Raw genomic sequence first — 17764 nt, 5'->3', positions numbered from 1 at the left:
GGGAGAGGCGATTATGGGCTTGGGGGAGCTTATTTTTCCGCGTGCGTGCGCTGGGTGCGGCGCGCCGGGTGAGGTCTTGTGCCCACCGTGCCGCGATCACCTGCGGCAGCCGCCCTATATGGTGGCGCGGCCCCGGCCGCTGGGCGCGCCTGTCTATGCTCTCGGCCCCTATTCCGATATTCGCCGCCGCATCATCATTGGCATGAAGGAGCGTGGCAATCGGCCGGTGCGCGAGTATGTGGGGGCCGTCTTCGCGGCCGGGCTGGCTCATTTGAGCGCCCGCGGCGATATCCCGCGCGAGTTCACCCTCGTTCCCGCGCCTACTCGGCCGCGTTCGGCGCGGGCACGCGGGGGAGATCCGGTGTCCGCTGTGTGTCACACCGTGGCGCAGCACCAGCGCGTGGGCGTGTGCGCGGCGCTTACTATGGGCCAGTCCACCGCGGACCAGTCCGAGCTCAACGCGCAGGATAGGTGGGCCAACCTGCAGGGCCGAGTCCGCGTGCGCGTGCCTATTGCTCGGGCGCCTGCGCTGCTTGCCGACGACGTCATTACCACCGGCGCCACCCTTGCCGCCAGCATCGCCGCCCTGCAGGCCACGGGTGTAGAAGTCTGCGGGGCATTGGTCTTTGCGGATGCCTAGATAGGGGTGGTGCCCACCCTCGAGGTAGGGGAGTCGCCAAAAAATTTCCCGCAAAGGTCATAACCAGTGCTATCATGAGGAGTGTCACAGAGAGATAGTTACTGTGATTGATTCTAGTCCCCACTACTCAAGGGAGGCATCTCAATGTCCCAGCCAAACAAAGCTCAGGTAACGATTACGGGCCGCAACGTCGAGGTTCCCGAACACTTCCAAGAGCGAGTTAATGACAAGCTGGCCAAGATTGAACGCCTTGACCCCACCCTGACCTTCTTCCATGTGGAGCTACAGCACGAACCCAATCCGCGCCGTGACTCCGAAGCGGAGCGCATTCAGATCACCGCTACGGGCAAGGGGCACATTGCCCGCGCTGAAGCCAAGGAAGATTCCTTCTACGCAGCGCTCGAAACCGCCTTGGGCAAGATGGAGCGCTCCCTGCGCAAGGTGAAGGTGCGCCGCGAAAACGTCAAGAGCGGTCACCGCGCGCAGAAGGGCACCGGCGAGATTGCCGCTGAGATGGTGGCCCAGGCTGAAGCGGAGCGCGCAAAGGAAGAGCGCTACGTTGACCCCTATGCTGAGACTGTAGAGGACGTTCGCCCCGGCCAGATCGTGCGTACCAAGGAACACCCGGCTACCCCGATGAGCGTGGATGATGCCTTGAGTGAGATGGAGCTGGTGGGCCACGACTTCTTCCTTTTTATCAATGAGGAGAACAATAAGCCGTCCGTGGTTTATCGCCGCCACGCCTACGACTACGGCATTATCTCCCTATCGGAAGACGCTGAAGCTTAAAGGAGCTTATACTTCTCTTAGCTAACGACCCTGCTGCGTGTATGCAGTGGGGTCGAATTTGTGGTTAGGGGAGGGGGCGTCGGCAAGCAGGTGCCGGGGCTTATACAGGCTGAACGGAGGCTGCGCGCCCGCCCTATGTGCTAGGCGGGAGATGCTTTGTGAAAGCGAGTGAGTACAATAGCGACGAGTTAACTTTATTGTCGCGACTAGAAGGACTAACTAACCGTGTTTGGACTTTCCAAGCTGCTGCGCGCGGGCGAGGGCCGTACGGTCAAGCGCCTGGGCAAAATGGCAGACGATGTAATTGCCCTTGAGGATAAGTACGCGGAGCTTTCGGACGACGAGCTTAAGGCAAAGACCGACGAGTTTAAGACTCGCCTGCGAGACGGCGAGGAGATGAATGACATCTTGCTCGAGGCTTTCGCCACCGTCCGTGAGGCTGCCTGGCGCGTCCTCGATCAGAAGCACTACCGCGTGCAGATCATGGGCGGTGCGGCCCTGCACTTCGGCAACGTCGCCGAGATGCGCACCGGTGAGGGCAAGACCCTGACCTCGCTGCTGCCGGCCTACCTCAATGCCCTTGATGGCAAGGGTGTCCACATCGTCACTGTTAACGATTACTTGGCAAAGCGCGACGCCGAGATGATGGGCCGTGTCCACCGCTGGCTTGGCCTGTCCGTCGGCGTCATTCTGTCCGAGATGCGCCCACCAGAGCGCAAGGCTGCCTACGATTGCGACATTACCTACGGCACCAATAATGAGCTGGGCTTTGACTACCTGCGCGATAACATGGTCCGCTCCCTTAATGATGTGGTACAGCGTGGCCACAACTTCTGCATCGTGGACGAGGTTGACTCGATCCTTATCGATGAAGCCCGTACCCCACTCATCATCTCCGGCCCGGTTGACGGTTCCTCTCAGTTCTACAGCGTCTTTGCCCAGCTAGCACCGCGCATGCGCGAAGGCATCCACTACGAGGTGGACCACAAGAAGCGCACCATCGGTGTCCTGGAAGAGGGCGTGGAATACGTCGAGGATCAGCTCGGCATCGATAACCTCTACGCCCCCGAGCACTCCCAGCTGGTGTCCTACCTGAACAACGCCCTGAAGGCCAAGGAGCTTTTCACCCGCGACAAGGACTACATCGTTCGCAATGGCGAAGTCATGATCGTGGACGGCTTCACCGGCCGCGTGCTGGCCGGACGCCGCTACAACGAGGGCATGCACCAGGCCATTGAGGCCAAGGAGCAGGTGGAGATCAAAAACGAGAACCAGACCCTGGCTACCGTTACCCTGCAGAACTACTTCCGCCTGTACGAGAAGATCTCCGGCATGACCGGTACGGCAGAAACCGAGGCTGCCGAGCTGCACTCTATCTATGGCCTGGATGTGGTGCCGATTCCTACCAATAAGCCGAATCAGCGTGCCGATCACTCCGACCGCATCTACAAGACGCAGGAAGCTAAGTTCGCCGCTGTAGTGGACGATGTTGCCGAGCACGTCGAGTCCGGCCAGCCGGTTCTGGTCGGTACCACCTCCGTGGAGCGCTCCGAGTACCTGTCCCAGCTGCTGTCTAAGCGCGGCATCAAGCACAACGTGCTTAACGCTAAGCACCACGAGGAAGAGGGGCAGATCATCGCCCGTGCGGGCCGCCCCGGCACCGTCACCGTGGCTACCAATATGGCCGGCCGTGGTACCGATATCGTGCTTGGTGGTAACCCCGAGGTCATCCTCGATGAGAAGCTGCGCGAGCGCGGCCTCGATCCATTCGAGGATGAAGAGAAGTACCAGGAGGCCTGGGAAGCAGAAATCGATTCCGAGAGGGAGCGCTCCAAGAAGCTGGGTGACCAGGTGCGCGAGGCCGGTGGCCTCTACGTGCTGGGTACCGAGCGTCACGAGTCCCGCCGCATTGATAACCAGCTGCGTGGTCGTACCGGCCGCCAGGGTGACCCGGGTGAGACCCGCTTCTACCTGTCCATGCGCGATGAATTGATGGTGCGCTTCGTGGGCCAGTCCATGGAGAACATGATGAACCGCCTCAATGTGCCGGACGATGTCCCCATCGAGGCCAAGATGGTCTCGAACTCCATTAAGGGCGCCCAGGCGCAGGTGGAGAACCAGAACTTTGAGATGCGTAAAAACGTTCTTAAGTACGACGAGGTGCTCAACGAGCAGCGCAAGGTGGTCTACGCTACCCGTCACGACATCCTCGATGCCGGCGATATTCAAGACAATATCCGCGGCATGATTGATGACACCGTGTCCGCTTATGTCGCCGGCGCTACCTCCACCGGCTACGTGGAGGACTGGGATTTGGACGCGCTGTGGAATGCGTTGGATTCCCTCTACGGCCCCACCATTTCACATGAGGAGCTGGTGGAAGGCTCCGAGTATGGTTCCCCGGGTGAGCTTTCTGCTGAGCAGCTTCGCGACGCCTTGGTACAGGACGCCAATAATGAGTACGACAAGCTCGAAGAGTCTGTGACCGCCATTGGCGGTGAGCAGCAGATGCGCAATACCGAACGCATGGTCATCCTGCCGATCATTGACCAGAAGTGGCGCGAGCACCTCTATGAGATGGACTACCTCAAGGAGGGCATTGGCCTGCGTGCGATGGCGCAGCGTGATCCGCTGGTGGAATACCAGAAGGAGGGCGGCGAGATGTTCAACGCCATGAACGATGGTGTGAAGGAAGAGACCGTCCGCCAGCTGTTTATGCTGCGCAAGCAGTTCAAGCAGCAGGAAGAGGAGCAGGCCGGCGAATCCGCTGCTACCGCTTCCGGCAACGGTGAGGACACCGTAGAGGCCTAGGTCTCGGCGTCCTTCCTCCCAACCCCGCCCCGCCCCCGCTTGTGATAGTGGGAGCGGGGCGGGTTTCTTTTCAGGAAAAAATGAGTAGAATATAAGGAACCTGTCCAGCCTGCTTATTTCCTGTGAGGGACTCCACTGACGATGCGCCGCCGCTCTTTGCGTCTCGGTATTACGACGCTCCTGTCTGCCACCTTGCTCGGTGGCGCCACGCCGGCCGTGGCCTATGAGATGCAGCGTGAGTCTGCCACCTCGTTGCGCATCATTTTGGATTCGGGCGAAAAAATTGAGCAGAATAACGCAGCCGCGGCCATCCTGGCCATTGCTACCCAGCGCAAGGAAGCATTGGTGGCCGATGGAATTTTGTCTCAGGATAAGGCGGACGCCGCCTTCGAGTACTACTTTGGCAAAGCCCGGCTCAATACAGCGCACACCGATGGCAATATTTATTCCACGCCGCTGGACTTCCCGTGGGAGCCAGAGGAGCGGACGCAATCCCTAGACGGCAAGCAGTACACCGAAGCAGCCGTACTGGATTACCTCGACAGGCTGGGCGCCAACTATGCCCAGGCGGCAATTCGCGCCGAGCTGGGTGAATTCACCAAGGATGTGCCGCAGGCCCCCGCCGGCAACGCGGCGCCCTCTCCGCGTAGCCAGCTGCCGACCATCGGGGATACTGGCTCCGCCTTCCCAGATGAGTTTCCGGCCTATGCGGCGGCGCTGCGCGATATTGTCACCATCACCAAGCAAGTCAATGCGCCCCTGGAGCAGGCCGCCGCGTCGCACCAGGCTGTGGGAACCGTGCGCACGGATGCGACGGCGAACGAGCCTTCCGGTCTATCCGCCTTTGAAGGCGGCCTTCTGGCCACCGGTTTAGCGGCGCTGGCCAGCGCCGCCGGATTCGGATGGTCCGCACTCGACTGGTCCGAGATCCTTTCTCACGTGGGCCAGTTCTTTTCCTAGGCGCCAAGCCCTGCCCGCAGGGCTAAAGCAAGCGGAATGACGTTAGACCAGTGGGGCTCGCCGAGCCAGTAAATGCATGCTGCTGTTGGCCTATGTAGGCGGAGCCAAAGTACTCGCCATTGGGCCGCGCGTGCAGGCTGGTCAATTGCAGTTTGTCCGTGGCGTAGGGGCTTGTGCGCCGGCGGACCCACGAGCCAATGTGCAAGCGGATGGCATCCGAATAGCGCGCGGAATTGAGATGGGCTAGCGGGCGATAACCGGCGGCTACCTCGAGCGCGAAGACTACCCAGCCTTGGATGCGGTGTTGGGCGGCGACTTCCGCGGACGTCGGCAAGCGGCCATAGCGCACGCGGTGGGGCGCAATGAAGAGTTTGAGGTGCGAGTAGCCGGGGATGGGCTCGTACATGGTGGGGAAGTAATGCTCCTGCATAAGGGCAGGAGGCGGACGCGTGATAATTGTCTCATGCCCGCCTCAACCCCGCCATTTCTGAGGGCTTCCTGAAAGGGGTGGGCGCGAATGCGCGCGCGGTTCGCTATACTCTCGGGGAGTTAAAGAGAATCGTAACCAAAGGATTTAAGTACATGCGTGGTCTAATTGTTGACTATGTCGGCGTCCTTGATGGCACCGAAGAAGACAACCGCCGCTGGAAGGCGCTGCTGGCCGCCGCCAAGGCAAATGGCGCAGCAACCGCCATCCTGTCCAATGACCCAGGCGGACCAGGTGCAGAGCACATCCGCGAGTGGGAGTACCGCGGAAACGTCGACGCAGTCGTTCTCTCCGGCGAGGTGGGGGCGGAAAAGCCAGAGGTTGCAGCCTTCCAAGCGGCAGCGGATGCCCTTGAGTTGCCGCTCAATGATTGTGTCATGGTTGATGATTCCATTCTCAACGTTCGCGCGGCCGTAGAGGCAGGCATGGTCGGCTTCTTGTACACGAGCTTCGACCGCGTGTCCGTAGAAATTCAGGCAGTCTTCGATATTGAGGGTGAGTTTTAGTGGCTAAAGCCCGCGTTTACATCCCTGCTACCTACGCCATGCTGGCGGAGCTGGAAGAAGCCGGCTCCCTGTCCGCGCGCTCGGGTTGGGGCTTTATGGTAACCCCTGCGCTGCAGGAGTTCTATACCGAGGGTGATGAAGAAGAAATTGCCTACTCGGCTTTCCTTGAGGCTTCTATGGCCTCCATGCGCCTTTTGGCCATTGGCGATGAAGAGAAGTTCCCGCACCGCCGCGTGGTTATCTCGGTAGACCTGGATGATTCTGTCCTCACCCCGCGCCCGGATATGGGCGAGCCGGTGGTAGAGCTCAAGCCAGCGCAGATCAGTAAGGATGACCTAGCAGCCATCCACGTGGATATTGCGGAGTCCGAGGAAACCACCGCGAAAGCCATCGAGGCTATCGATACCGCAGACCTTGGCGATGAGGATGCGGAGCTGGCTGTAGGCGATGCACTAGATAAGTTCATGGCTTTTTATCACCCCACCGAGCTGCCGTTCCTCGTAGAACTGCTCTAATTTCTTAAGGAGACAATATGACTCAGCGCTTCAAGAACCTCGCTGCGGCCACCGTTACCGCAGGCGCAGCCCTCAGTGCCGCGCCGGCCGCCCTGGCAGATACCACCCCAGCTGCGGATGCGGCTGCCGACGCCGTGCCCACCACCCCGTGGCTGGCGCTGCTAGAGACTTCGTCCCAGGGCACCTGGGGCCAGATCCTCGATGTATTCTTCGGCATCGTGGATGGCATTTTGGGTGTTATGGCCGACACCGGCTTCCACCTCTAATTTTCCCACTCCACGTTGGTGCGCAGGGCCTCGAGTAGGCCGCGCACCGCGTCGCGCCGCCGTGCACTGGCGGTATCAGGGGGAATCAGCGCAGGATCATCGAGGCCGCATTCTGGGTCCGCAGGCGGGCCCATATGCGTACAACCGCGGGGGCAGTCCTCGATGGCGGCGGCAAGGTCTTCAAAGACGCCAAGCACGTCATCGGCATCCACGTGTGCGAGGCCAAAGGAACGGATGCCTGGGGTATCGATAATCCAGCCGCCGGTGAATGCATCCTCAGCGGGGAGGGGGAGCGCCACCGATTGGGTAGAGGTATGCCTGCCTTTGCCGATGCCCGATACTTCCCCCGTTTCCCTATCCGCATCTGGTACCAGCCGGTTGACCAGGGTGGATTTGCCCACGCCGGAATGCCCGATGAGTGCGGTGACGTGGCCGTCGATGTGGTTGCGCACCGCCTCAAGTCCGTTTTCGACGCCGGCTTCCACCACCGTGACGTCGAGATCGGCGAACTCGGCCGCAAAGGGGGCAGGATCCGTGAGATCGGTTTTGGTCAGGCACAGGATGGGGTGGATATTGCCCACAAACGCAGCGATGAGGGCGCGCTCGACAAACCCAGAGCGCGGCGGCGGATCGGCCACGGCGGTGACGATGAGCATCTGGTCCGCATTCGCCACCACGATGCGCTCATAAGGGTCGGTGTCATCGGCCGTGCGCCGGAGGACGGAGGTGCGCTCTTCGAGTTTCACTATGCGCGCTAGGGTGTCCTTCTTGCCGGAAGTATCGCCCACCACGCCCACGCGGTCGCCCACCTCGATGGCGGTGCGGCCCAGCTCACGGGCGCGCATGGCGGTTACTCGCGGGCCGTCGTCTAGTGCTACGCCCCAGCGCCCACGGTCTTTGGTTATGACCATGCCGAACTTGGCATTTTTGTGCTTGGGGCGGTCTTTAGTGCGCGGCCGTGAGCCCTTGCCGGGGCGCACGCGCACGTCGGATTCATCGAAAGAACCGAAACGCCTAGCCATTGCTCTCCTGTTGCTCGGGGTCCACCATCGTCTCCCACATGCGGTCGAAGCCAGGCAGGGTCTTTGCGGTGGTGGCAATGTCTTCTACCTCTACGCCCGGTACCCGCAGGCCAATAATCGCGCCCGCGGTGGCCATGCGGTGATCCGCGTAGCACGGCCACTCTCCGCCATGGAGAGGGGCGGGGTCGATGTGCAGGCCGTCGGCAAGCTCGGTGACCTTGCCGCCGAGGGCGTTGATATTATCCGCCAGCGCCTTCAAACGGTCGGTCTCGTGGCCGCGCAGGTGCGCAATGCCGGTAAGGGTAGAGGGGGTGTCCGCCAGGGCGCACAACGCCGCGACGGTGGGGGTGAGCTCGCCAATGTCGCCCATGTTGCGCGCGATGCCCTGCAGCGCGCCGTCCTTGGCGCCCTTGGCAGTGACAAAGCCCGGCTCTTGGGTGACCATGACACCCATATCCACCAAAATATGGCGAATGGCGTCGCCCGGCTGGGTGGTATTGGCAGGCCAGCGCTTAATGGTCACCCGGCCGCCGGTGACGGCAGCGGCGGCAAGGAAGGGCGTGGCATTGGACAGATCCGGCTCGATTGCCCATTCCCGCCCGGCAATCGGGCCAGGGTGCACGGTCCAGGTATTCTCGCCGGAATCCACGCGTACACCGGCTTGGCGCAGCATGCCTACGGTCATCTCCACGTGTGGCATGGAGGGCAGGGGACCGCCCTTGTGAGTGACGGAAATGCCCTGTGCAAAGCGCGCACCGGCCAGCAGGAGGCCGGAGACGAACTGCGAGGAGCCAGAGGCGTCGATAGTGACCTCGCCGCCTTCCGGTATTCCGTGCGAGCGCACGCTAAAGGGCAGGCTATCGCCGTCCACCTCGACACCGAGTTGGCGCAGTGCATCCAGGGTGGTGGACATGGGGCGGGCGTAGGCCTGCTCGTCGCCGTCGACCAGCACGGCGCCGTCCGCAAGGGCCGCAACCGGCGGGATAAAGCGCATGACTGTGCCGGCCAGGCCGCAGTCCACCGTGGCACCCTTAAGCGGGCCGGGGGTGACGTGGATATCCTCGCCATCGTGCTCGAAGCGCACGCCCATAGATTCCAGGGCGTTTTCCATCAGCTGCGAATCGCGCGAGACGAGCGGCGCGCGCAGGGTAGAGGGGCCATCGGCCAACGCCGCCAGAATGAAGGCGCGGTTGGTAATAGACTTCGAGCCCGGCACGTGCTGGGCCCACGTAATGGGGCCTGCCGCTTGCGGGGCGGACCAAGGTTGAGACATATCGTCCATAATAGAGGGCATGTGCGGAAGATTCGTTCTTTTTACCGAGTCCCTTCTCGATGAAGTAGGCACATTGCCCGGAGTTACTGAGGTCCACGCCCCACAAGGCACCCCAGGCCCGCGCTACAATATCGCGCCCACCCAGCCGGTGGCGATAGTGCGCGTGCGTGAAAGTCTCGCCCAAGTCGACCCTGCGCGGTGGGCACTGCTGCCGCACTGGAAGAAGGACCTGGACGGCCCGCCGCTGTTTAACGCCCGGGCGGAGACCGTGGCCACCAAACCCTCCTTTCGGCATGCCTTTAAGGGGCAGCGCTGCCTTATCCCCATGAACGGCTACTACGAATGGCACCAGGAAGAAGGCGGCAAGCAGCCCTATTTCGTCCGCGCGGAAGAGGGCCTGTTGTGGGCGGCGGGCCTATGGGACACCGGCCTGGATCGCCTGTCTGCCACGATTGTCACCACCGCCGCCACGGAAGAAATGGAGTGGCTGCACCACCGCCTGCCGCGCTTCTTGGCGGCCGAAGAAATGCGTACCTGGCTGGAGGGCAGCCCCGAGGAAGCTGCTGAGCTGCTCTTGCCGACGCCTCTGCGTGGCTTCCACACTCACCCCGCCGACAAGGCTGTGGGCAGCGTATCCAACGATTATCCGGAGCTACTCGGCGAGTAGATCGGCAAAGCTAGCAGAGCACAGCTCTGCGAGGTCCTCCGCACTGAGTTCGATATCGAGCCCGCGGCGCCCGCCGGAAATAAAGACAGTATCGAAAAGGACGGCGGTTTCCTCAATGACCGTGGGCAGCGGGTTTTTCTGGCCCAGCGGGGAAATGCCGCCGGGAATGTATCCGGATGACTTGGATGCGTCATGGGGATCCGCCATGGCGGCCTTAGAAACGCCGTGGGCGGCCGCGGCCTTCTTGAGGCTCAGGTGATGGGTGGTAGGGATGACGCAGACTGCCAGCTTGCGCTTTGGTCCCTTGCCCGCAGTTAAATCGATGACCAGGGTTTTGAGCACGCGATCCGGCTCTACCTCTAGGGCAGCCGCGGCGTGATCGCCGAAGTGATCCTTGCCCGCCTCAAAGGTATACACGTGGTGGTCTACGCCGGCGTCTTCCACTACTTTGAGCGCTGGGGTAGCTGCATGCGGGGACTTTTTAGACATGCCTGGGATTCTAACGCTACGCGTTAGGATAGAAATTGTGGCTAAAGAAACAATCAGCGAAAAGGAGCTGCAGCGCCGCTTCGAAGCGGAAGCGCTGCCCCTGCTAGACCAGCTCTACGGCGGTGCCCTGCGCATGACGCGCAACCCGCAAGATGCTGAGGATCTCGTGCAGGAGACCTACCTCAAGGCCTATAAGTCTTTCCATTCCTTCAAGCAAGGTACAAACCTTAAGGCTTGGCTGTATCGCATCATGACCAATAACTACATCAACTCCTACCGCAAGGCGAAGCGCCGGCCCACGGAGTCTTCGGCCGATGAACTGAGCGATTTTCAGCTCTATACCACTGCTGGGCACGATTCCACTGGCCTGGAATCCGCAGAGGTATCAGCGCTTAAGGACATGCCGGACGCCACCATTTCAGAGGCCATGAATGACCTGCCCGATGACTACCGGATGGTGGTGTACTACGCGGATGTTGAAGGCCTTGCCTATAAGGAGATTGCAGAGATCATGGATACTCCGCTAGGTACCGTGATGTCTCGCTTGCATCGGGGAAGAAAATTGCTCCGGAAAGCGTTGAAAGACGTGGCACGAGAACAAGGCATTGGATTAGAACACCCAGACATGGAGGAGAAGTAATGGACCGCGCAACGGAACACAACTGTGGTGCGTGTAGCTCCCCAGAGGTACAGGCCCTCCTGTGCGAGCTTCTCGATGAATCCACCACCTATGCCCGCGCACTCGCCATCCGCGAGCACATCGCCCAGTGCGATTTCTGTCAACAGCGCCTCGAGAGCGAGGAGATTATCCGCTCCCTGGTGCGTAATTGCTGTAACGGCCAGGCCAAGGCGCCGCAGGCGCTGCGCCGCCGCATTTCGGTAGAGATTACCCGCATCGAAACGGCGTGGTAGGCACTGTTGCTCACCCGCTGTGGTGGGGTCTGGTCTCATGATCTTCCAACTTTTTGCTTGAGTCCATACTGATCGGGCCGAATTGAGGGTGGAAGGGCCGAATTGAGACCCCAATGTGTTCAATTCGGCCCGATCACATTCGACTTAAGGCACGGAGAGGTCAAGCGGGGAGCTGGGAGACGACACCGATGTGCGTCTGACATAGCAAAAGCCCGGTTCTACGGTCGAAGTGACCGAGGGAACCGGGCTTTGAGTAATGCTGTGCGTTATGCGCCAGGACGCTTGCCGTGATTAGCGGACTTCTTGCGGCGATCCTTGCGCTTGCGACCACGCTTGCTCATTGCGCACTCCTTCGTTGAGGGTATCTGAACTCTATTCAACTGTAGCGGCTAAGGGCGCCGAAACGAAAATTGGGGGCTGCTTATTAAGCGGAAACGCGAGCGCGGCCACGGCCGCGGTTGCGGCGACGCTTGAGGGCGCGGCGCTCTTCTTCAGATAGGCCGCCCCAGACGCCGGCGTCCAGGCCGGATTCCAGTGCCCACTTCAGGCAGGAAGAGGCAACAGGGCAGCGGTTGCAGACCAGCTTGGCCTTAGCGATTTGGGTAAGTGCAGGACCAGAATTGCCTACTGGGAAGAACAGCTCGGGGTCTTCGTCGCGGCAAACAGCTTCGTGGCGCCAATCCATGATTGATATCTCCTAACAAAAATTCGACAGCAGTAAGCACAAGCGCTTTTCACGAAAATGAAAAGCAACCAATGCCAGGGTGGGTGGTTGTGTGAACTGGTCTGCGTGCAGTGGGGCCCGGTCTCGAGGTCGGGCCAGCGTCGCCGCCGCCAATGGTTCACATTGTGGTTGCTTGAAGTTTCCTTCAAGTTAAGAAGAGGTTTACGTCCTCTTTCTTTTTGCTACCCCAGAATCATGACATGTTTACTCAGACTCCGCTAGGGGTAGAGGCAAAATTGTGGTCAACCTCACTTGAATGAAACTGGTGTGGGGGTCATTTGGGTTCACGATCAAGTTGAAAGAAGCCTGTGAGAAACGCGCTGAACTGGCGTATTGTCCAAAAATCATTGAGTGCGGTGACTGAAGAGGCGTCAAATCTACCCGGCTAACCCCTGCCCCCGCGAAACCTGAGTGGCGCACAAGGAAATGCCCTTGACCGGTGAGTAGACTGTGGGTTTGTGTCTAAGCAGAAGAAAAAGCAGGTAAACAAAAAGCAAAGTGCGACCTCGGCGCAGCCGGCGCGTGAAGCGAAGACCCAGCAGGGCGCGCCACAGCCGGTCCTGGTGGCCGCAGCGCTCGCCGTGGTTCAGTCCATCGCCGTGATCTGCTTCGGTATCTTCCTGATTGTGCGCGAGGCGACCGGCGCAGAAAATGAATCCATGGTGTCGGACTCGGGCTCCGGGAGCTTTGTGGGGCTGGGCACCGCACTATTTATCTTTATTGTCTTTGGCTTTGTCATTGTCGGTGCTTGGGCCATGGTTAAGGGAAAGCGCTGGGGTAGGGGAGCCATTATTTTGGTGGAGCTCATCTTGGCAGCGAGCTCCTTCCAGATGTTTAGCGGCGGATCGCCGCTACTTGGTGCGGTCACCTTGGTGAGCGCCGCCGTAGTCATCTTCCTGCTGATGTTCGTCCGCGCTTCCACGGAGTGGGCGGCAACAAACTTCTAAAATCGCTGCCACGCACACAAGGGCCGCGCCCCGGATAAATCCGGAAGGCGCGGACCTTTCTGTAGCTGAGGTGGCTAATCGGCGCTTAGGCCCACGACCTGATCGCCGCGGGTTTCCACGATGGTGTCGCCCGCCAAGGTGAGGTAAACGGGACCGCGGTAGCTGCCGCGATCAACCGGGATGGTTCGCAGAGTTTTGCCGGTGGACCAATCCATGACAGCAATGCCTTCTTGGGTAGGTACCAACATGTGCTCGTCGACGGCGATGGGGGTGCCGATGGCATCGTCTACCACGTGATCCACTGCGAGGTCGCTCGGCTTGAAGAGGTAGAGGCGGGAGCCATCAAACCAGGTCATATGGTGTGGCAGGTCCGCGGTTGCCGGGGCGAATGGGGAAGCACCTGCGTCAATATCTGGAGAGGGCTCTGCCGAAGTAGAGTCCAGCTTTTCGCCCTTATTGTCATAGGACTCGATCGTGGGATTCGGGCCTGGACGGTAGACGGCGGCGGCCTTTTGCCCCACAGCGACAAGCCGGGCGCCGTCGGCGGCTATGTCCACATCGGCAGCGATATCGGGCTCACGGGAATCATCAGGGGTGGTGTCCTGGAAGCGCAGCCAGGTGGTGTCCGGCTTATCGGGGCAGGACTCGGTCAGTGCCAAATTCTCGGTACGGGTAAGGGCGGAGCTAATGGTGCATTCTTCATGCGGTTGCTTGTCCGGCTCCTGTTTAGCCTCCACATCACCGTATTCCACCGTGCGCACCATATCGGAGCGCCACAGATCGATGCGGTCGGTGGAGACCGTTCCTACCCGGTCATTGGAGGAAACGGGTACTACATTTTCCGAGCTGACGGCGCTGCGGGTGCTGTCATACTCACCGGTCGCAGCCTCAATCGCCACGGTATCCCCGCAGCCCACACCGGTCTTATACGATGCCACGATCTTGCCCCATGCAGTAGAAAGCGAGCACAGATCCGCGTCTGTGCGCTCATAAGTCCACGCCTCGGAGCCGTCCGGATTGGTGGCGGTGAGCGTGTGATCGGCGTGCGTGATGGTCAGGCCGTGTGCTGAAACCGCCCGGTATTGGCCGGGTACTGGTTCGTTGGGGAGGCTGAAGGACTCGTGGAGTGCCTCGGGGACGTCGGCAAGCGCGGGTGCATCCTCATCCCCAGGAACGGCCGCTTGGCTGAGATGCGCTTGATTAATATTGGCGGTGATAGCTGCGCCGCCGACCGCGATGGCGCAGACCACGGCAATAACGCCGGTAGCCTTCCAATCGGTGGGCGTCGAGCGCAAAATGGGAGCTTTAGTCATCGGCGGCCTCCTCGCCGGCGCCGGGAGCTGCCGCGGCGCGCGGTGGTACGGGTGGGGGATTTTTCGCGGACAGGCACCTGGCCCACGACCTTGGTCTCAGGGCCGACAGTTTCCTCTACCTCCGCGGGGATGTCTAGAGCCTGGGCTAGCTCTGGGGACGTGGAGAACCATTGTGGTGGATTCGGCTCACCCAGATCCAGCTCATCATTAATAACCTGCCATTTGCCCAGCTCATCATAGCCCACCATGGTGATAGCGGTGCCAGTATGGCCGGCGCGACCCGTGCGGCCGATGCGATGGACAAAGGTCATCGGATCATCCGGAACCTGATAGTTGATGACGTGGGTGACATCATCAACGTCGATGCCGCGGGCGGCAATATCAGTGGCGACCAAGATATCCACCTGGCCGGTGCGAAAAGCATGGAGCGACTTCTCGCGCGACTTTTGCCCCAGATCGCCGTGGACCGCGCCCACGTGGAAGCCGCGCCGGGCTAGGTCATCGGCCAGCTGGGCGGCCGCGCGTTTGGTGCGAGCGAAGATGATGGTGCGTCCGCGGTCGGCGGCCTGCAGGGCGTGGGCGACAACGGCAACCTTATCCATGCGGTGGGCTTGGAAGGTGACCTTGCGGGTGGAGGAATGGGTGAATTCCTGCTCGCCGGATTCGGCACGGATATGGATGGGTTTTTCCATAAAACGGCGGGCAAGCGTCAAAATCGCGCCCGGCATCGTGGCGGAAAAGAGCATGGTCTGGTGCGCATTGCCATCGAGTGCCTTGAGGATGGCCTCCACCGAGGGTAAAAAGCCCAGATCCAGCATCTCGTCGGCCTCATCGAGCACCAAGATAGCCACGCGATCGAGCTGCAGATTTCCGCGTTCGTGGAGATCGATCAAGCGGCCAGGCGTGCCGATGATGACATCGACGCCCTTGTTGAGCTTTTTGATCTGTTCCTCGTAGGGACGGCCGCCGTAAATGGAGGCTAAGCGCACGGGCAGGTGAGCGGCAGCCACCTGCAGGTCCTCGGTGACCTGCTGGGCAAGCTCGCGGGTGGGGACCACCACGAGGGCGCGCGGGGTGCCATCGAGCTCGTCGATATCGGCATCATCAAAGACGCGGTCCAAAAGCGGCACGCCAAAGCCATAGGTCTTGCCCATGCCGGTGCGCGCTTGGCCAATCAAGTCCTGGCCGGATAGCGCGATGGGCAGGGTTAATTCCTGGATTGCAAAAGTACGCGTGATGCCACGAGTGGCGAGACCATCGCAGATTTCGGCCGCAACGCCGAGTTCCGCGAAGCTCGGTGGCTGGGATTTTATGTCAGACACACCTTGATAGTAGCCGGGATGGTTATAGTGGGGCCATTGACAATAAAACTCTAGTTAGAGGAGGAATCTTCATGGATATCAAGTTTGGCTTCGCGGATACCGCTCGCGAGCTGGTCATTAGCGCTGCAGGTGACCAGGCCGAGCTGACGCAGAAGATCAACAGTGCCCTGGCGGATAACTCCACCCTGGAATTGGAAGATGACAAGGGCCGCAAGTACCTCGTGCGCACTGACCGCGTGGTCTACGTCGAGGTCGGCATTGCCAAGAAGCACGCCGTGGGATTCGCCGGAGTCTAAGGCGAGCGCATAGGGCTGCTGATTCAGCTTTTTTAAATACAAACGGGTAACCTAAGGCCCCATGGAAAAAAGGGAGACTCGCCACGCTCATCGGAGCCAGGGCCATACGCCGGACCACCCCAATGCGGTGGTCCGGTTTGCGCGTCAATATGGCTGGTGGCGCGTGGTGGCTATCCCCCTCATGATCGCGCTGACCATTTGGTTCATCGTCGATATTGCTACCGGAAATTCCTCTGAAGAAGAGGCGGAAGGCACTAGCGCGCCTGCCCCAACGAGTACGGAAAAGGTAGGCCCTGATCCTGCCGATGCCGCAGCGGTCAAGCGGGAAATCAGCGAGATGCCGCCCGGTGGCTCCTATACCAAGCAGGGCAAGGGCACCTTCCACGAGGTAGGTGAGCCTGGCGCCGTCACGGGTAAGGGCGGCAAGCAAAAGGTGCGCTATTCCATCGAGGTAGAAGATGGCCTTAATACCGCACCGTATGGCGGCGATGAGTCATTTGCCGCCATGGTCGAGGCCACCTTGTCTGACCCGCGCGGCTGGACCGCACAGAAGGACTTTGAGTTCGAGCACGTGGCGGCCGACGCGGAACCGGATACCCGCATCCAGCTGACCTCCCTGGGCACCGCCGCAGAGCGCTGCGGCGAGAAGATTGAAACGGAAACCTCCTGCCACACCACCATTACGGGCGAGTCCACCACGATCATCAATGAGGCACGTTGGGTGCGCGGTGCCACGCCTTTTGAGGGCGATATGGGCAACTACCGCCAGTACGTCATCAACCACGAGTTGGGCCATGCCATTGGCTATGCGGCCCACCAGCCGTGTGGCGGCCAAGGCAAGCTAGCGCCGGTCATGATGCAGCAGACCTTGGACCTTAACAACAAAAAATTGCACGATCGCAAGCCCAACGAGGTCTATCCTGATGAGGACGTGACCTGCTCACCAAACCCGTGGCCTTATCCGAATCCGGATAATAAGGATCCCCACCAACCCGAATAGGAGTTAAGGATGCCGCTTCCCCCAGAGCATGTTTTAAGCGCCTTCCACGCGGAAACCGGTGCCACCGGTACCCGCCGCGCGCAGGGCGACCAATTGGGCCCGGTGTGGGATAACGGCATCAAGGTGGGCGACGTGGTCTATTCGCAGGCCGGTCCGTTTGCCGCCTGGTCCGCTAAGGTGCGCGAGCGCCTCAGCGTGCAAGGGGCCCGCGTTTCCCGGCCGGTACTGTCTAGCGATGGCCGGCACACGGCCGCTGGGTGGAAGGCTACCCAGTTTATTCCGGGCCATGTTCGCGGGCGTATTGATGAAACCGCGCAGATGGCGTTGCGCTTGGATGCAGCTCTGGCCGAGGTGCCCCTTCCCAACGGGCAGCGCAGCGATGCCTTCGCTCGCGCAGAGCGCGCCGCCTGGGAGGAGACGGGCGAGGCTTATAGCCCAGCCCTGCTTGCCGACGTCCCCCTTATCCCCGCCCACACCGCTCTTCTTACCACCACGGTTTACCACGGCTCCAATCCGCCGGGCATTGTGGACATTGTGCCGAGCGAATCCCCACGCCCAGCCGGCTGGACCGCCGCTTTGGTTATTGTGGATGGGCTCATTGCCCAAGCGGTTGATGATGGGATTTGCCAGCGCTTTAGTCACGTACCCGGTATGCCGGAGTTGCTTTTGCGCGCGGTGTCGTATCGCCGACACATCAATGACCTGCACCCCGCCTCGCGTTCAAACACGCGTTCGCACATTGAGCGGGTGGAGCAGCATCTGGTGTCGCGGGCATCTGCCATACTGGAGCGGTGAGTTACGACCCCCATTCCACCGCGCGTGCGG

Annotated in this window: 21 protein-coding genes; 14 read left to right on the top strand and 7 right to left on the bottom strand. The window is 60.7% G+C overall.

Annotated elements, in window-relative coordinates; genetic code table 11:
- The first annotated feature begins 13 nt into the window (after positions 1-13).
- From QKD99_RS09085 to QKD99_RS09070, 4 genes are all read left to right on the top strand, one after another.
- The gene (locus QKD99_RS09085) at positions 14-640 is read left to right on the top strand and encodes a ComF family protein (protein WP_347951265.1); all 627 of its coding nucleotides are present in this window, start codon (positions 14-16) and stop codon (positions 638-640) included.
- Between the two features lie 144 nt (positions 641-784).
- Positions 785-1429, top strand: a complete 645-nt coding sequence (gene raiA / locus QKD99_RS09080) for a ribosome-associated translation inhibitor RaiA (protein ID WP_049378762.1) — start codon at positions 785-787, stop codon at positions 1427-1429.
- 225 nt (positions 1430-1654) lie between these two features.
- Positions 1655-4240: a preprotein translocase subunit SecA gene (secA, locus tag QKD99_RS09075; RefSeq protein WP_347951264.1), complete on the top strand. Its 2586-nt coding sequence runs from the start codon at positions 1655-1657 to the stop codon at positions 4238-4240.
- A gap of 141 nt (positions 4241-4381) precedes the next feature.
- Positions 4382-5200, top strand: coding sequence for a hypothetical protein (locus tag QKD99_RS09070; protein WP_347951263.1), 819 nt, complete (start codon positions 4382-4384; stop codon positions 5198-5200).
- Positions 5201-5222: 22 nt separating this feature from the next.
- Here the strand turns inward: QKD99_RS09070 and QKD99_RS09065 are convergent, their stop codons facing one another.
- A complete protein-coding gene (locus QKD99_RS09065) occupies positions 5223-5630 on the bottom strand; it encodes a hypothetical protein (protein ID WP_225745815.1) in 408 nt (135 codons plus the stop codon).
- A gap of 152 nt (positions 5631-5782) precedes the next feature.
- On the opposite strand from QKD99_RS09065, the gene QKD99_RS09060 reads away from it, so the two are divergent.
- The 3 genes from QKD99_RS09060 to QKD99_RS09050 are packed head-to-tail and all read left to right on the top strand — an operon-like array spanning position 5783 to position 6974.
- Positions 5783-6193, top strand: coding sequence for an HAD-IA family hydrolase (locus tag QKD99_RS09060; protein ID WP_239278750.1), 411 nt, complete (start codon positions 5783-5785; stop codon positions 6191-6193).
- Between the two features lie 38 nt (positions 6194-6231).
- Positions 6232-6708, top strand: coding sequence for a hypothetical protein (locus QKD99_RS09055; protein ID WP_347951274.1), 477 nt, complete (start codon positions 6232-6234; stop codon positions 6706-6708).
- Between the two features lie 17 nt (positions 6709-6725).
- A complete protein-coding gene (locus QKD99_RS09050) occupies positions 6726-6974 on the top strand; it encodes a hypothetical protein (RefSeq protein ID WP_239278752.1) in 249 nt (82 codons plus the stop codon).
- On the opposite strand, the gene rsgA is transcribed toward QKD99_RS09050, so the two are convergent.
- Together rsgA and aroA are read right to left on the bottom strand one after the other, a co-directional pair.
- Entirely contained in the window at positions 6971-7996 is a 1026-nt protein-coding gene (gene rsgA, locus QKD99_RS09045; RefSeq protein WP_347951262.1) for a ribosome small subunit-dependent GTPase A, read from the bottom strand. The genes QKD99_RS09050 and rsgA overlap by 4 nt on opposite strands.
- Entirely contained in the window at positions 7989-9290 is a 1302-nt protein-coding gene (gene aroA / locus QKD99_RS09040) for a 3-phosphoshikimate 1-carboxyvinyltransferase (protein ID WP_347951261.1), read from the bottom strand. The genes rsgA and aroA overlap by 8 nt, the downstream gene beginning before the upstream one ends.
- On the opposite strand from aroA, the gene QKD99_RS09035 reads away from it, so the two are divergent.
- Positions 9289-9936 carry an SOS response-associated peptidase gene (locus tag QKD99_RS09035; RefSeq protein WP_347951260.1) on the top strand — a complete coding sequence of 216 codons (648 nt, stop codon included), beginning with the start codon at positions 9289-9291 and terminating at the stop codon, positions 9934-9936. The two genes, aroA and QKD99_RS09035, sit on opposite strands and share 2 nt — an antisense overlap.
- Here the strand turns inward: QKD99_RS09035 and ybaK are convergent.
- Entirely contained in the window at positions 9922-10425 is a 504-nt protein-coding gene (gene ybaK, locus QKD99_RS09030) for a Cys-tRNA(Pro) deacylase (RefSeq protein WP_284767943.1), read from the bottom strand. The two genes, QKD99_RS09035 and ybaK, sit on opposite strands and share 15 nt — an antisense overlap.
- Positions 10426-10462: 37 nt before the next feature.
- Between ybaK and QKD99_RS09025 the strand changes: the two genes are divergently transcribed.
- Together QKD99_RS09025 and QKD99_RS09020 are read left to right on the top strand one after the other, a co-directional pair.
- Positions 10463-11065, top strand: coding sequence for a sigma-70 family RNA polymerase sigma factor (locus QKD99_RS09025; protein ID WP_284767945.1), 603 nt, complete (start codon positions 10463-10465; stop codon positions 11063-11065).
- The gene (locus tag QKD99_RS09020; RefSeq protein WP_284767946.1) at positions 11065-11337 is read left to right on the top strand and encodes an anti-sigma factor; all 273 of its coding nucleotides are present in this window, start codon (positions 11065-11067) and stop codon (positions 11335-11337) included. The genes QKD99_RS09025 and QKD99_RS09020 overlap by 1 nt, the downstream gene beginning before the upstream one ends.
- A 424-nt stretch (positions 11338-11761) precedes the next feature.
- On the opposite strand, the gene QKD99_RS09015 is transcribed toward QKD99_RS09020, so the two are convergent.
- Positions 11762-12022, bottom strand: a complete 261-nt coding sequence (locus QKD99_RS09015; protein ID WP_005322377.1) for a WhiB family transcriptional regulator — start codon at positions 12020-12022, stop codon at positions 11762-11764.
- Positions 12023-12519: 497 nt separating this feature from the next.
- On the opposite strand from QKD99_RS09015, the gene QKD99_RS09010 reads away from it, so the two are divergent.
- Positions 12520-13008: a hypothetical protein gene (locus QKD99_RS09010; RefSeq protein ID WP_347951259.1), complete on the top strand. Its 489-nt coding sequence runs from the start codon at positions 12520-12522 to the stop codon at positions 13006-13008.
- A 74-nt stretch (positions 13009-13082) separates the two neighbouring features.
- Here the strand turns inward: QKD99_RS09010 and QKD99_RS09005 are convergent, their stop codons facing one another.
- Complete coding sequence (locus QKD99_RS09005) at positions 13083-14321, bottom strand: hypothetical protein (protein WP_347951258.1); 1239 nt, start codon at positions 14319-14321, stop codon at positions 13083-13085.
- Positions 14318-15643, bottom strand: a complete 1326-nt coding sequence (locus tag QKD99_RS09000) for a DEAD/DEAH box helicase (RefSeq protein ID WP_347951257.1) — start codon at positions 15641-15643, stop codon at positions 14318-14320. The genes QKD99_RS09005 and QKD99_RS09000 overlap by 4 nt, the downstream gene beginning before the upstream one ends.
- 71 nt (positions 15644-15714) lie before the next feature.
- Here QKD99_RS09000 and QKD99_RS08995 point away from each other — a divergent pair, with 71 nt between their 5' ends.
- The 3 genes from QKD99_RS08995 to QKD99_RS08985 all read left to right on the top strand — a co-directional run bounded on the left by QKD99_RS08995 (position 15715) and on the right by QKD99_RS08985 (position 17734).
- Entirely contained in the window at positions 15715-15939 is a 225-nt protein-coding gene (locus tag QKD99_RS08995; protein WP_284767951.1) for a DUF3107 domain-containing protein, read from the top strand.
- A 61-nt stretch (positions 15940-16000) separates the two neighbouring features.
- Entirely contained in the window at positions 16001-16939 is a 939-nt protein-coding gene (locus QKD99_RS08990) for a DUF3152 domain-containing protein (RefSeq protein ID WP_347951256.1), read from the top strand.
- 9 nt (positions 16940-16948) lie between these two features.
- Positions 16949-17734 (top strand): hypothetical protein, encoded by a 786-nt coding sequence (locus tag QKD99_RS08985; protein WP_347951255.1) that lies wholly within the window; start codon positions 16949-16951, stop codon positions 17732-17734.
- Positions 17735-17764: the final 30 nt, after the last annotated feature.

This window comes from Corynebacterium sp. c3Ub_189, from assembly GCF_039907195.1.
GTDB lineage: Bacteria > Actinomycetota > Actinomycetes > Mycobacteriales > Mycobacteriaceae > Corynebacterium.
Note: the sequence above shows the minus strand (reverse complement) of the source record. Positions and strands in the feature narration are given on the sequence as shown.